Origin of the sequence: Thioclava sp. 'Guangxiensis' (genome assembly GCF_045348365.1) — a bacterium.
In the GTDB taxonomy this organism is placed as follows: domain Bacteria; phylum Pseudomonadota; class Alphaproteobacteria; order Rhodobacterales; family Rhodobacteraceae; genus Thioclava; species Thioclava kandeliae.
Genome location: NZ_CP155823.1, coordinates 16277 through 30021, shown reverse-complemented (window position 1 = coordinate 30021; position 13745 = coordinate 16277). Strand labels below are relative to the sequence as shown.

The window sequence follows — 13745 nt, the reverse complement described above, 5'->3', positions numbered from 1 at the left end:
CAGGATATATCATGCTGTTTTCCGTCAACGGGCGCACCCTGCCTATCGCATTTTCCAATCTGATCGTCGCGGGCTGGACGGGGCGCAATGCCGATGCCATCGCCCATCATATCGAGGAACTGGCCGCCCTTGGGGTGGCGCCGCCCTCGACCACGCCGCTATACTACCGCGTCTCGGCGCCGCTGCTGACCCAAGCCTCCGAGATAGAGGTGGTGGGCGCCGACAGTTCGGGCGAGGTCGAACCGCTCATCGTGCAGACGGGCGCCGAGCGCTATCTGGGCATGGCCTCGGACCATACCGACCGCGCGCTCGAGGCGCATTCTGTGGCGATGTCGAAACAGGTCTGCGCCAAACCCTGCGCCACCGCCCTCTGGCCCTGGGCCGAGGTCGAGGACCATCTCGAAGAGATCGAGATGCGGTCCTATATCTTCGAGGGCGGCGACTGGGTTCTCTATCAGGAGGGCACGCTGGCGAGCATCCGCCCGCTGACCGATCTGATCGACGGTTCGGGTCTGGCCGATCTCGCGCAGAACGGGGCCGTGGGTATGCTCTGCGGCACCTTCGGCGCTATTGGTGGCGTGCGTCCGGCCCCGCGTTTCCGCATGGAGATGCGCGATCCGGTTCTGGGTCGCACCATCACCCACGAATATGACAGCGTCTCTCTGGCGGATATCGCATGAGCATCGATCTGATGCTTGTGGTGGAGGCGGCCCTTGCAAAGGTCGCCGCCCTGCCCGAGGCCACCCGACGCGCGATCTTTACCGAGTTCTCGCCCGAACGCATCCGCACCGAAGCCGCGGAACTTACCCGCCGCCATCTGGCGGGAGAGGACATGCCGCTTTTCGGGTTGCTGGTCTCGGTCAAGGATCTCTATGACGAGGCGGGGCAAGTGACATCTGCGGGCTCGCGCCTGCTGGCGGAGCGTCCACCCGCCAGCCGTGATGCCGAGGCGGTCGCACGGCTCAAGGCGGCCGGCGCGCTGATGTTCGGGCGCACCTCGATGTCGGAATTCGCCTATTCGGGTGTGGGGCTCAATCCCCATCACGGCACCCCTGAAAGCGCGCTGGCCCAAGGCATCATCCCCGGCGGTTCGTCCTCGGGCGGCGCGGTCAGCGTGGGGCTTGGGCTCTGCGATGCGGCACTCGGCACCGATACGGGTGGCTCACTGCGCATTCCGGCGGCGGCCAACGGGATCTGGGGGATCAAACCCAGTCAGGATCTGGTCGATGCCACCGGTATCTACCCTCTGGCGGGCAGCTTCGATACCGCAGGCCCGATGGCCCGCGATGCCGATACCCTGCGCCGTGTGCTGGAGGTGATGGCGGGAGAACCGCTGCCGGTCCACCCCGTCGGTCCGCTGAAGATCGCCGTGCCGCAAGGCGCGTTCACCAATGATCTCGCCCCCGAGGTCGCCCGATGGTTCGAGGCCCGTCTTGCCGCGCTGCGCGCGCAGGGCCATAGCCTGACCGAGGTTGATATGGAGGCGATCGGGGCGGCAATGGTGCTCAACAAGACCATCGTCGCGGCCGAGGCACTGGCGATCTACCATGACGATCTCGCGCGGCTCGAGGAGATCGGCGATCCGCGCGTGCTCTCGCGGATCCGGTTCGCCGAAACCCTCCCCGACGGCGCATTGGCCGAAGCAAAAGCCGCGCGCGGAGAGGTGGTCGCGCGTTTCGAGGCGCTCATGGCGGGCTTCGATATGGCCCTCGCGCCGACCCTGCCGATGCTGCCGCCCAGTATCGAGGCGACCGAGGCGGAATTCGACCGGCTCAATGCCGCGATGCTGCGCAATACCTCGCTCGTCAATCTGGTCGATGGCTGCGCCATCAGCCTGCCCAGCGGAGATCTGTCTCCCGCTTATTCGATGCTGATGCTCTTTGCCCCCAAAGGCCGCGATGCGCTTTTGCTGCAAGCTGCCGAAACGATTGCCTAACCGCCTGTCCACTCACGGATAACAGGCGTTTACGGGCCGCGTATCAAACGCGGCCCGTAACTTTGACCGGATAAGCGGTTCAGGAGATAACAGCGATCACCTCACCCGCACCGACCGTAGCGCCCGCAACCCCTCGGCGGGTGACGCAGCCCGCCGAGGGCGCCAGAACGGGCGTCTCCATCTTCATGGCTTCCATCACCGCAAGAGTGTCGCCTTCGCGCACCTGCGCCCCATCCTCGACCGCCCAAGACTGCAGCTGACCGGTGATCGGCGCCGTTACCGCGCCTGCCTCCGAGGCAGCGCCGGTCTGCTCGACGGTCGTGGCGGAGGCCGTCACCGTGCCGAGGCGCGCCGCCAGCCGATCAAGCAATGCCGCACTGAACCCGATCTCGCGGATCTCGCCATCAATCTCCACGGGCCCGCGCAGCACCGTCTCGGGGCGCGGGCTCACCCGCAACGCCGCTTCGAGCGGCGCGGCAAAATCGGTCTCGATCCAGCGGGTATGGACCGCAAACCCGTCAGGGTCGGTAAATTCCGGCGCCTCGATCACTGCACGGTGGAAGGGCAGCACCGAGGCGACCCCCTCGATGCGGAACTCGGCAAGCGCGCGGCGCGCACGGGCAATGGCGCTCGCCCGATCCGGCCCCCAGACCACCAGCTTAGCCATCAAACTGTCGAAGCTCTGCGGCACAACGCCACCCGCCTCGACACCGCTATCGATGCGCACCCCTGGCCCCGAGGGCGCGTCAAAGCGGGTGATCGGACCGGGCGTGGGCAGGAAGCCCCGCGCGGGATCCTCGGCATTGATGCGGAACTCGATGGAATGACCGCGCGGCGCGGGCGTTTCGGTCAGGCGCAAGGCCAGGCCTTCGGCCACCCGCAGCTGCTCGATCACCAGATCGATGCCGGCGGTCTCCTCGGTCACCGGATGCTCGACCTGCAGGCGGGTATTCACCTCGAGGAAGGAGATCATCCCGTCCTGACCCAGCAGGAACTCGACCGTCCCCGCCCCGCTATAGCCCGCCTCCGCACAGATCGCGCGGGCGGCTTCGTGGATACGGGCGCGCTGGTCATCGCTGAGGAAGGGCGCGGGCGCTTCCTCGACGAGCTTCTGGTTGCGGCGCTGGAGCGAACAGTCGCGCGTGCCCAGCACCACCACATTGCCATGGCGGTCGGCGATGACCTGCGCCTCGACATGGCGCGGGCGGTCGAGGAACCGCTCGACATAGCAGGCGCCATTGCCAAAGGCCGTCTCCGCCTCGCGCCGTGCCGCATGGAACAGCTCGGTGATCTCTGCCATCTCGCGCGCGACCCGCATACCCCGTCCGCCGCCGCCATGCGCGGCCTTAATGGCGATCGGCAGGCCATGGGCATGGGCAAATGCGACAGCCTCCTCGGGCCCTGCCACCGGCCCTTCGGTGCCCGGCACCAGAGGAGCGCCTACCTTCATGGCAATCCGGCGCGCAGCCACCTTGTCCCCCAGTTCGGTGATCACCTGCGGATCAGGCCCGATCCAGACCAGTCCCGCCGCCTGCACGGCGTGGGCGAATTCAGCGCTTTCCGACAAAAACCCGTAGCCCGGATGCACCGCATCCGCACCCGCGCGGTGCGCGATCTCGAGCAATGCGTCGATATTGAGATAGGTCTCCGACGGCTTGGCCCCCGGCAGCGCAAAGGCACGATCGGCCGCGCGCACGAAAGGCGCATCGGCATCCGCATCCGCGTAAACGGCGATGGAGGCCACCCCGTAATCTCGGCAGGCCCGCACCACACGCAGGGCAATTTCGCCACGGTTGGCAATCAGAACAGTCTTCATCACTTGGATCCTCGAGAAAGAATTTCGGCAAAGGGCGCGAGCGGATTGAACCGGATCTTCGCGCCGGGCGGGATCTGCCCCGCCAGATCGAGATGGTAGCTGGCAACCGAACCGATCACCGGATAGCCCCCCGTCAGGGGGTGGTCTGCCAGAAACAGCACGGGCTGGCCCGAATGCGGCACCTGCAGCGCGCCCGTGGCTGTGCCCTCGGAGGGCAGCTCGCGCGCATCCTCGCGGGTCAGCGCCTCGCCGGAGAGCCGGATGCCCACCCGCGAGGACTGCGGCGTGACCTCCCAGAGCTGGCCCGAGAGCGCCGCCACGGTTTCGGGCGAAAACCAGTCGGTGCGCGGACCCATCACCACATCCAGCACCACGGTTTCGCCGGGTCTGGGCAACTCGGGCGAGGAGAGGGCGGGCTCGACAGCCCCCGCGCGCGCATGTGCAAGCCCCAGAACCGCCCCCGCGCCAAGCGGCTCGGGCCCGACCTCGGCCAAGGTATCACGGGTAGCAGAGCCCATGATCCGCTCGACATCGAACCCGCCACGCACGCCGAGAAGGCTGCGCAGCCCCGATAGCGGCGCACCGATCTCCACATGATCGCCCGCATCGAGCGCAAGCGGCGCATGGGAACCGAGGTTCCAGCCATTGACTTTCACCGCGCAGGGCGCCCCCGTCACCGCGATCACTGCTGTCTCCTCGGCACGGAAGGCAAACCCTCCGCCTGTCAACTCGATTGCAGGCGTGCCCGGCGCATTGCCCAGCATCCGGTTGAGCGCACGAAACGCGTGCCGGTCGAGCACACCCGAGGCCGATACACCCTGCCCCGCCTGCCCCGACCGGCCCAGATCCTGAAAGAGCGCCGGAAACGGGGAGGCGGTGACCCTGAAGCCCGTGCCCTGCGCGGGCGCAGGGCGGGTCTCGGGCATAGGCAGGACGACAGGGTGGCTCTTGCCGCGGGCCTGTGTGAATTGCACATGATCACCGGGCTGCAGGAAAGCCGGCGGATCACGGGAGAGGTCCCACATCGGCACATCGGTGGTGCCGATGATCTGCCAGCCACCGGGGCTCGCTTTGGGATAGACGCCGCTAAACTTGCCTGCAAGCGCCACCGCTCCCGCCGGAATCCGTGTGCGCGGGCTCTGGCGGCGGGGCACATCGAGCGCGGGATCCCCTCCGGTCATATAGCCAAAGCCCGGCGCAAAACCGCAAAAGGCGACGGTCCATGGCTGTGATTGATGTCGCGCGATAACCTCTGCCACGCTCAGCCCCGTAAGGGCCGCCACTTCGGCGAGATCCTCGCCATCATAGCGCGTAGGCAGCTCGCGCAGGCGCGCGGGGCCTTGCGCGCGCGGGGTCAGGTCGCGCCGCGCGACCTCTGCCGCGATCCGGTCGCCGCCCTGAACCAGCGGGTCGAACCCGATGAAGAGGGTTCGGGCGGCAGGCACCATCTCGGTGACACCCGCAAGCGGGGCCTCGCGCAGGCTCTCGTGAAGGGCCAACACCTCCTCGAGGCTGTCCAGCTCGACCAGAACGGCCTCGAGGGCGACCGGAAGGACCCTCATGCGCCCGCCCTCGCGAAAGCCCCGAGCGCCACGCCGTCAGCGGCAAGAAGGTCACGGATGCATCGCGCCATGGCCACCGCATCAGGGCTGTCGCCATGAACACAGATCGAGCCCGCATCAAGCGTGACGAGGCTCCCGTCAATCGCCTCGATCACCCCCTCGCGGGCAAAGCGGCGCATGCGCTGTGCCACATGCGCGGGATCATGCAAAACGGCCCCTGCCTCCTTGCGCGAGACCAGCGTGCCCTCGGGCGTATAGGCGCGGTCGGCGAAGGCCTCACCCACCACGCTCAGTCCCTGTGCCCGCGCCCGCGCCACAAGCGGGCTGCCTGCCAGCGCCATCAGCACCAGATCCCCGCCAAGCGCCTTGAGCGCCGCGATCACGGCCTGCCCCTGACGGGCATCATGGGCGATCGTGTTATAGAGCGCGCCATGCGGTTTTACATAGGATACCCGCGTGCCCGCCACCCGCGCCAGCGCATCGAGCGCCCCGATCTGGTAAATCACCTCGGCGGTCAGATCCTCGGAGGACACATCCATATTGCGCCGGCCGAACCCCGCCAGATCGCGGTAGCCCACATGCGCCCCCACCGCCACGCCGCGCTCGGCCGCGCGTTCGAGGGTGCGCAGGATGCCTGCCGGATCACCGGCATGGAAACCGCAGGCCACATTGGCCGAGGTGACGATGTCGAGCATGGCCGCATCATCGCCCATTGCCCAAGCGCCGAAGCTCTCGCCGAGATCGCTATTGAGATCCATCTTTTCTTTCCTCCTCGCTCTCTTTCCGGTGTCGCGATTACTGGCCCAGGAAGGCAAAGATCGCGCCGACCGATTTCAGGCCCATATACCAGGTCAGCACACAGACAAGCGTCCCCGAGACCAGCAGCCAGCGTGGCGAGCGATACCCCCCCAGAAGATCGGGGCGCGCCCAGCCCACATACATGAAGACGCTGAACCCCACAGGCAGTATCAGCCCGTTGAAGCCGCCCGCGAAGACCAGAAGTGCCGCAGGGGCCGTGCCCAGCCCGATATATGTAGCCAGCGAAAGCGCGATGAACACCACAGTGGCCACCGCCCGTCCGCGCTCGCTCAGTCGCGGCAGGAAGACAGTCAGGAAGGAGACCGAGGTATAGGCGGCCCCGATCACACTGGTAATGGCCGCACCCCACAGGATCGCGCCGAACACCCGCAGCCCAAGATCGCCCGCTGCCGCGCGGAAGGCCTGCGCCGCCGGATTGCCGCTCTGGCCTGACGTATCGATTACGAGCCCTGCCGAAACCACGCCCAGAATGGCTAGAAAAAGCACGAAGCGCATGACGCCTGTGACCACGATACCGGTCAGAGCCGCGCGGGTGACCAAGGGAAGGTTCTCCTCGCCTACCATGCCCTGATCAAGGAGCCGGTGCGCACCCGCATAGGTGATATAGCCGCCGATCGTGCCGCCCACGATGGTGACGATGGTCGCGAAATCGATACTGTCCGGGAAAATCGTCTGACGCAGAGCCTCTCCCACCGGCGGATGCGAGACGCAGGCGACAAAGACCACCAGCGCGAGCATCACAAGCCCCAGCACCACAACCACACGGTCCATCACGAGCCCCGCCCGTTTGGACAGGAAGATGCCAACCGCGATGAGCGCACTGATCACGCCGCCTGTCTTGGGGTCGAGGCCCAGAAGCGCATTCGTGCCAAGCCCTGCCCCCGCGATATTGCCCACATTGAACACGAACCCGCCCAGCAGGATGAAGACCGCCAGCAGATAACCAGTTCCGGGCAGGGCTGCATTGGCGATCTCGGCGGCGCGGCGGCGCGAAAGGGTGATGATGCGCCAGATGTTCATCTGCACCACGAAGTCGATCAGGATCGAAACGAGGATGGCAAAGGCGAAGGTCGCGCCGAGCTTGCCTGTGAATGTGGCCGTCTGGGTAATGAACCCCGGACCGATGGCCGATGTGGCCATCATGAAAATCGCGGCCACAAGCGCATGGCGCTTCAGGCGGGCAGGTTGGATCTGATCGGACAATGCGGTCTCCCCTTTGGATGATGCGAGAGGCGTGCTCTGCTCCCGTTTAGGAGAAACGTGGCCTACGCTCGGCACATTGTTCAACAATAATTTTATATCATCATACAAAAAGACGAGTCTTGCCGTTCTATTTTTAAATTTCTGCATATTATTTCATCACGATTGTAGCAAATAGCGGCCAAATCTGCACCATCGCTGGCACCTGTGGCGGAAATATGAGAGCCCTTGCACAAATTTCACGAGGTACACGATGACAGGTCTGCCCCTTTCGCTGGCACAACGCAGCGCCGAACGGATCAGGGCGCTGATCGTGTCGGGCGATCTGCGCCCCGGCGCGCGGCTGTCCGAGGCGGCCTATGCCGAACGGCTCGATGTCTCTCGCAACACGCTGCGCGAGGCTTTCCGCATCCTCGTCAAGGACGGGCTTCTTCTACACGAGGCCAATCGCGGCATATCGGTGGCGCGCCCGTCGATGGAATCGATCCTCGACATCTACCGGATCCGCCGGATCATCGAGGTGCAGGCCGTGCGCACGAGCTATGCCGGCCATCCCGCTATCGCACGGATGGCGGAGGCTGTAGAACGTGCCCGCGCGCATGCCGCGCAAGGCGATTGGCAGGCGGTGGGCAGCGCCAATATGGAATTTCACGACGCCCTCCTGTCGCTTGCCGACAGCCCGCGCCTGAATGCGTTCTATGCCACTCTAACGGTCGAGTTACGGCTTGTTTTCGGATTGGTCGAAGATCCGCAATATCTGCACGAACCCTTCATCGAGATGAACGCGCGCCTGATCGAGTGCCTGAGAGCCGGTCGCCCCGAGGCCGCCGCAGATCTTCTCGAGAGTTATCTCCTCCAATCCGAACGGATGCTTGTCTCCGCCTTCACACGGCTCTGACACGCCCGCGCGGGAACAGACCGGACCGTGTCCGCTAATCCCACGCCAAAAGCTCCGCCCCGTGACGTTGCGTTCGGCGCTTTTACACGCGCAGGCAAACCGACGGTGAGCCTTCGCACGACATCTGACCGAGCGGTTTCAATGACACTTGATATGCCGCGATCACCAATCCTCCCTTGAGCACGCTCGCGCAACCGCTCCAGAACATTGGAAAAAACGTCATTTTCATGCTCATCGACATCGTGACCATAAAGCCCACACTTCCCGACGAAACCTAAGTCCGGACACCGGTCGTATCGGGTCTCGGCCGGTCCGCATTCCCTGTTCGGATCGGTCTCGAGCCGACGGTGGCTCGATCCTCACTGTCGCATCGGCGCGGGCCTTGCCACGGTTTTTCGGTAAGGACGGCTTGAACCGCTCCATTCACGCGTCGGAACGCCAGCAAACCTGCTCGTCGTTCAGGTCACCTGGCGGAGCCTGAATCATGGCTTTTTGGCATTCTCGCTCAGCCAGGCAGTAAACTCATTCGTACTCTGCGAGACGGGCTGGGTCGTCGTGACGAAGTAGGAGGTCCCGAGATCCAGTTCGCCATCAGGCCAGGGGCACAGTGTTTTTTCGCGCACGGCGCCTGCCGCAATCGAACGCCACCCCAGCATGACCCCGCGCCCATCCAGCACCGCCTGAGCGGCCTGAACATAATTGGTGAATGTCTGACCCGTTAGCCTTTCGCGTATGATCCCGCGCGCCAAAAAATACTCTTCCCACCCTGCCCAATGCTGGTTGCGCGGACTGCGGACATGGATCAGCGGCGCAGCCTCAAGGCCTATACCCTCGCGCTGCAGCCGCTCCAGCAGCGCGGGCGCGGCAACCGGAAAAATGCGTTCCTCGAATAGCTTGAAGGTCCGCCCCTCATGCCAGTTACCCGTTCCGTAACGGATCGCGATATCAATACCAGGGGCAAGATGCGGCAAATCGCTAGCGGGCGCCTGCACATTGACGGTGATTTCGGGATGTTTGGCATAAAAGTCGGGCAAGCGGGGCATCAGCCAATATGTCGCCATCCCGATAGTGCAGGACACCGTAACCTGCTGGCCGCCAAGTCCGGCCATGTCCCGGATATCCTCCACTGCAACCGAGATCCGCCCCAAACCCTCGCGCACCGCGCGCGCGAGGATCTCTCCGGCCTCCGTCAGCCGGGCGGGCCGTGTCGAACGATCCAGCAACTGCGCGCCGACATGATCCTCGAGCGCCTTAAGGCTCTGGCTGATCGCAGGCTGGGTCACATTCAACCGCGCAGCCGCCAGATGCATCGAACCATGGCGCGCGATCGCCTCGAAGGTGGTGAGAAGACGTAGGGGTGGCAAGCGGCTCATAACATAACTCTGTTCTTAACTTATGTTCAAACTAACCGCTCTGTTCGCAAGAGGGAAGCTGTGAAAACCTACCAGCGAAAACGCATTAGAACAGGGAAATACCTATGAATATAATGGATGATACGCTGTCGCGCCCCACACTTAAGTCTCAGGGGCTTGAGGTCGTTCTGTCCGACGGGGCGGCGCATTACTTTAATTATTACTGGCTGCGCGACAACTGCCCGACCTCGTTCAACACCGATACGCGCGAGCGGAGCTTCGACATCTTCCACCTTGCGGCAGCGCCGCGCGCCGAAAGCGCCGAGGTTGACAGCAACGCGCTGGTCATCAAATGGGCCGACGAGGATCACGTCACCCGTTTCCCTCTTGCATGGCTTGAAACCTTCGCCAAAGGCACCCCGCGCCATGACCCCGCCGATCTGCCGCGCAGCGCGTGGTATGGCGATCACTATCCGCAGGTGCCACGCTTCAGCCAGCCCGCGCTTCTGGCAAATCCGGCATTGAGGGCGAAATGGATCGAAGCAATGCTGGTGCAGGGTTTCACCATCCTGACCGATATGCCCGATAGCAACGAAGGGTTGACCGAAACCGCCGAGATGATCGGACAGGTCCGGCCCACCTTCTTCGGCGATTATTTCGATGTGAAGACGCATATCAAACCCACCAACACGGCCTATACCTCTGCCGCGCTGGAACTGCATACCGACACCCCTGCCGAGGAACATGCGCCGGGCGTCCAGTTCCTGCATTGCCGCGCCAATAGCGTGCAAGGGGGCGAAAGCCTTTATGCTGATGGTGTGGCCGTTGCCAATGACTTCCGACAACGCGATCCCGAAGGCTTCAAGCTGCTGAGCGAGACGCCGGTGCCGTTCTATTGCGAACACGACACCTATGACATGCGTTCGCGCCAGACCGTGATCGAACTGGACCAACATGGCGAGGTTTCGGGGCTAACCATTTCGCAGCACATGCTGGATATCTCCGACCTCGATCAGGCGCTGCTCGACCGCTGGTATCCGGCATTCTGCCGCTTCGGGAAAATGCTGCAGGAAGACAAATACATGATGACCTTCCTGATGAAAGCGGGAGAATGCATGGTGTTCGACAACCATCGCATCGTTCACGGGCGCGCGGCCTATTCGGCGACAAGCGGCGACCGCTATCTTCGCGGCTGCTACACCGACCGCGCCGAAATGCGCTCGACCTATCGGGCGCTGGTCAGCGAAGGGCGGTTCAAGGCATGAACGCGCATCCGTATCTTGAACCGGATACGACCGCGCTGCGCATAGATCTGGCGGCGGCGTTCCGTATCTGCCACCAACTGGGCTGGAGCGAGTCCGTTGGCAACCATTTCAGTGCGGCGGTTTCGGAGGACGGGGCGCAGTTCCTTCTGAACCCGAAATGGCAGCATTTTGGCGCGATCCGCCCCGACGATCTTCTGGAGCTGGACAGCAACGATCCGTCGGTTCTGGACCGTCCCGATCCACCGGATGCGTCTGCATGGTGCGTGCATGGGACGCTTCACCGCCGCAAACCCGAGGCGCGGGTTATTCTGCATTGCCATTCACCCTATGCAACGGCGCTGGCCTGCCTGAAAGATCCCACGGTCGTGCCCATCGACAATAACACGGCGCGGTTCTACGGCCGCACCGCCTATGATCTGTCGTTCGGGGGGATTGCCGATGCCGAGGAAGAGGGCGAGCGGCTGGCTGAAAACCTTGGCGACAAAACCGTTCTGGTTATGGGCAACCATGGCGTGACCATCGTCGGCCAGACTGTCGCGGCAGCGTTCGAAGACCTGTATTTCTTTGAAAAAGCCGCCCAGACGCTGATCCTGGCGAAGTCTACGGGGGCGCCCCTGGCGGTTCTATCCGACGCGGTCGCACAGAATACTGCGGATGGCTGGCGCCCCTATGCAGGCATGGCAGATCGTCATTTTGCCTACCTCAAGGCGCAATTGCCGCATTTGTAAGCCCGCCTGGCCCTACTCACTTCCCCTCGGTTGCGTTACGCTTCCGGGGGTAAGTGTTATTGACGAAAGACATCTATGAACCGTTTTCCCTCGATGCAGGCGCTTCGGGCAATCGAGAGCGTCGCACGAAATGGCGCGCTCTGGCGAGCGGCCTCGGAGCTGAACCTGACCCGCAGCGCAATCAGTCACCAGTTGCGCCTGCTTGAACGCGATCTGGGGTTCAAGATCCTGATCCGGACCGGCAACCAGACCGAAATCACACCGCGCGCGATGGCATATGCGGAAGACGTGCGCCGGGCCCTAAGTATGATCGCGACATCAACCTCGCGGCGCAGCCAGAACGGGTTGACGGGGCGCCTGACGATCAGCGCCCCGCCCGGATTTGCCTCGGCCTGGCTTTGCACCAATATGAGCGACTTCATCGCCGAGCATCCCGATGTCGTTCTCAATGTCGTCACGACCCATAATCTGGTCGCCACGGCCGATCCCGATGTCGACCTGTTCATTACATTCGATTGCGAGAACCGCGCCCATTTACAGGTCGAGCCACTGATGTCGGTCGAATTCACGCCGCTTTGCAGCCCTGCCTATCTGAGCCAGTTCAAAAGCTTCAATGACCTTGGAATTCTGCGTGAGGCGACATTGTTGCATATGGGCGACTTTACCGATTGGGAGCAGTGGATGCAGCTTTCGGGGCTACCGCCGGAAAATGCCCATCGCGGGATCTGTTTTTCCGACATGAACATCGTCTTCACCGCGGTCATGGCGGGAGAAGGCATCGCCATCGGAGATACTGTTTTATGGGCAAAAGAGCTTCGGGAAGGCAAATTAATGCGACCTTTTTCGGCGGCGCTGCATACCGAATCCGGCTATTTTATTTGCACACCAGATGAAAATCTTTCAAACCCTATTGTCCAAGAATTCTCCAAGTGGTTGAAAGATCGGCTAGAAATTAGCAAAATGGGTCAAAGGAAAATCTAATGACAAATATTATTTGTCGAGGTGACCAATAAGTTTCAATTGCACATTATCGACTCTAATTACTAAGCTTAACCAACAAAGGACAGCATTGGAAAGCGAGGCGATTGTGGCAAGCACAACGCAGATCGAAGCATGTTCGGTCACCAAAACTTTCGGAAAATTCGCGGCGCTCCGCGATATTTCCCTGACCATCGCCGAAGGCGAATTCCTGTCGCTGTTGGGGCCTTCAGGCTCGGGCAAGACCACGTTTCTGACCTTACTGGGTGGCTATGAGGCCGTAACCTCGGGCCAGTTGCTGTTCGAGGGGCAGGACATGACCGGGTGGTCGGCCAAAGAACGTGCATTCGGCATGGTGTTTCAGGGCTATGCCCTGTTCCCGCATCTGACAGTGGCCGAAAACATCGCTTTTCCGCTGAAGGTGCAGAAACGGTCCAAGGCCCGGATCGATGCCCGCGTGGCCGAGATGATCGAGCTGGTGGGCCTTGCCGGACATGCGCATAAGAAGCCTTCCGCCTTGTCGGGCGGACAGCAGCAACGGGTCGCACTGGCGCGGGCACTGGCCTACGAGCCCAAGGTTCTGTTGCTCGATGAACCTTTCTCCGCGCTCGACAAGAACCTACGCGGCCAGATGCAGGAAGAGCTGCGGCGTCTTCACCGCGATCTCGGCACCACTTTTGTTTTCGTGACCCATGATCAGGAAGAGGCGCTGGCGCTGTCGACCCGTATCGCGATTTTCAATCATGGGCATTTACAGCAGATCGGCACGCCGGACGAGGTCTACGAGCGGCCAGCCAACCGGTTCACAGCCGAATTTCTGGGCGATATCAACATTCTGTCTTTGCAAGGCGGCAACATCACCGGCTCCGCGATCACCGCCCCGCCCCATGCGCAAGGCAACGGCCATCTGGCCATCCGCCCCGAACATATGCGCTTGGCGCAAGATTACGACACGAACCGCCTGCCGACCACCGTGCGTGACCGCGTCTATCTGGGCGCGAAATCGCGGCTCCTTCTGGCAACGGGTGCGGGCGAGGAGTTGATCCTCTATTTCGACAACGGTCCCGGAGAGGCACCGCCCGCCCCTGGTGCGACGCTCGAGGTCACATGGGATCCGCGCGACAGTTTCGCCGTCTGACCTCCGTCTCCCCTCATCAATATCTCCCGATCCGGAATGCCCTGGCGTTCCGG

Annotated in this window: 12 protein-coding genes; 7 read left to right on the top strand and 5 right to left on the bottom strand. The window is 63.0% G+C overall.

What is annotated here, in order from left to right:
• Positions 1-11 precede the first annotated feature (11 nt).
• Positions 12-680, top strand: coding sequence for a DUF2848 domain-containing protein (locus tag ABEB22_RS13660; protein ID WP_349295565.1), 669 nt, complete (start codon positions 12-14; stop codon positions 678-680).
• Positions 677-1936, top strand: a complete 1260-nt coding sequence (locus tag ABEB22_RS13655; protein WP_349295564.1) for an amidase family protein — start codon at positions 677-679, stop codon at positions 1934-1936. The genes ABEB22_RS13660 and ABEB22_RS13655 overlap by 4 nt, the downstream gene beginning before the upstream one ends.
• A 79-nt stretch (positions 1937-2015) precedes the next feature.
• Here the strand turns inward: ABEB22_RS13655 and ABEB22_RS13650 are convergent, their stop codons facing one another.
• From ABEB22_RS13650 to ABEB22_RS13635, 4 genes are read right to left on the bottom strand one after another with little or no spacing between them, the layout of a single operon-like run.
• Complete coding sequence (locus ABEB22_RS13650) at positions 2016-3752, bottom strand: biotin carboxylase N-terminal domain-containing protein (RefSeq protein WP_349295563.1); 1737 nt, start codon at positions 3750-3752, stop codon at positions 2016-2018.
• Positions 3752-5314: a 5-oxoprolinase/urea amidolyase family protein gene (locus ABEB22_RS13645; protein ID WP_349295562.1), complete on the bottom strand. Its 1563-nt coding sequence runs from the start codon at positions 5312-5314 to the stop codon at positions 3752-3754. The genes ABEB22_RS13650 and ABEB22_RS13645 overlap by 1 nt, the downstream gene beginning before the upstream one ends.
• Positions 5311-6072, bottom strand: coding sequence for a 5-oxoprolinase subunit PxpA (locus tag ABEB22_RS13640; RefSeq protein ID WP_339114846.1), 762 nt, complete (start codon positions 6070-6072; stop codon positions 5311-5313). The genes ABEB22_RS13645 and ABEB22_RS13640 overlap by 4 nt, the downstream gene beginning before the upstream one ends.
• A 37-nt stretch (positions 6073-6109) precedes the next feature.
• On the bottom strand, positions 6110-7336 hold the full coding sequence (locus ABEB22_RS13635) for an NRAMP family divalent metal transporter (RefSeq protein WP_349295561.1): 1227 nt from the start codon (positions 7334-7336) through the stop codon (positions 6110-6112).
• Between the two features lie 250 nt (positions 7337-7586).
• Here ABEB22_RS13635 and ABEB22_RS13630 point away from each other — a divergent pair, with 250 nt between their 5' ends.
• Positions 7587-8231: a GntR family transcriptional regulator gene (locus tag ABEB22_RS13630; protein ID WP_349295560.1), complete on the top strand. Its 645-nt coding sequence runs from the start codon at positions 7587-7589 to the stop codon at positions 8229-8231.
• A gap of 482 nt (positions 8232-8713) precedes the next feature.
• Here ABEB22_RS13630 and ABEB22_RS13625 read toward each other — a convergent pair whose 3' ends face one another.
• Positions 8714-9604 carry a LysR substrate-binding domain-containing protein gene (locus ABEB22_RS13625; protein ID WP_339114843.1) on the bottom strand — a complete coding sequence of 297 codons (891 nt, stop codon included), beginning with the start codon at positions 9602-9604 and terminating at the stop codon, positions 8714-8716.
• Between the two features lie 104 nt (positions 9605-9708).
• Between ABEB22_RS13625 and ABEB22_RS13620 the strand changes: the two genes are divergently transcribed.
• The 4 genes from ABEB22_RS13620 to ABEB22_RS13605 all read left to right on the top strand — a co-directional run bounded on the left by ABEB22_RS13620 (position 9709) and on the right by ABEB22_RS13605 (position 13692).
• On the top strand, positions 9709-10848 hold the full coding sequence (locus tag ABEB22_RS13620; protein ID WP_339114842.1) for a TauD/TfdA family dioxygenase: 1140 nt from the start codon (positions 9709-9711) through the stop codon (positions 10846-10848).
• Positions 10845-11576, top strand: coding sequence for a class II aldolase/adducin family protein (locus tag ABEB22_RS13615; protein ID WP_349295559.1), 732 nt, complete (start codon positions 10845-10847; stop codon positions 11574-11576). The genes ABEB22_RS13620 and ABEB22_RS13615 overlap by 4 nt, the downstream gene beginning before the upstream one ends.
• A 75-nt stretch (positions 11577-11651) precedes the next feature.
• Positions 11652-12557, top strand: coding sequence for a LysR substrate-binding domain-containing protein (locus ABEB22_RS13610; RefSeq protein ID WP_349295558.1), 906 nt, complete (start codon positions 11652-11654; stop codon positions 12555-12557).
• An 88-nt stretch (positions 12558-12645) separates the two neighbouring features.
• A complete protein-coding gene (locus ABEB22_RS13605) occupies positions 12646-13692 on the top strand; it encodes an ABC transporter ATP-binding protein (protein ID WP_349295557.1) in 1047 nt (348 codons plus the stop codon).
• The last annotated feature ends 53 nt before the right edge of the window (positions 13693-13745 follow it).

Excerpts from the sequence above, each read along its gene's own strand:
- ABEB22_RS13655 (WP_349295564.1), top strand. The coding sequence starts at position 677 with ATGAGCATCGATCTGATGCTTGTGGTGGAGGCGGCCCTTGCAAAGGTC.
- ABEB22_RS13630 (WP_349295560.1), top strand. The coding sequence starts at position 7,587 with ATGACAGGTCTGCCCCTTTCGCTGGCACAACGCAGCGCCGAACGGATC.
- ABEB22_RS13650 (WP_349295563.1), bottom strand. The coding sequence starts at position 3,752 with ATGAAGACTGTTCTGATTGCCAACCGTGGCGAAATTGCCCTGCGTGTG.
- ABEB22_RS13660 (WP_349295565.1), top strand. The coding sequence starts at position 12 with ATGCTGTTTTCCGTCAACGGGCGCACCCTGCCTATCGCATTTTCCAAT.
- ABEB22_RS13640 (WP_339114846.1), bottom strand. The coding sequence starts at position 6,072 with ATGGATCTCAATAGCGATCTCGGCGAGAGCTTCGGCGCTTGGGCAATG.
- ABEB22_RS13620 (WP_339114842.1), top strand. The coding sequence starts at position 9,709 with ATGAATATAATGGATGATACGCTGTCGCGCCCCACACTTAAGTCTCAG.
- ABEB22_RS13615 (WP_349295559.1), top strand. The coding sequence starts at position 10,845 with ATGAACGCGCATCCGTATCTTGAACCGGATACGACCGCGCTGCGCATA.
- ABEB22_RS13645 (WP_349295562.1), bottom strand. The coding sequence starts at position 5,314 with ATGAGGGTCCTTCCGGTCGCCCTCGAGGCCGTTCTGGTCGAGCTGGAC.
- ABEB22_RS13625 (WP_339114843.1), bottom strand. The coding sequence starts at position 9,604 with ATGAGCCGCTTGCCACCCCTACGTCTTCTCACCACCTTCGAGGCGATC.
- ABEB22_RS13610 (WP_349295558.1), top strand. The coding sequence starts at position 11,652 with ATGAACCGTTTTCCCTCGATGCAGGCGCTTCGGGCAATCGAGAGCGTC.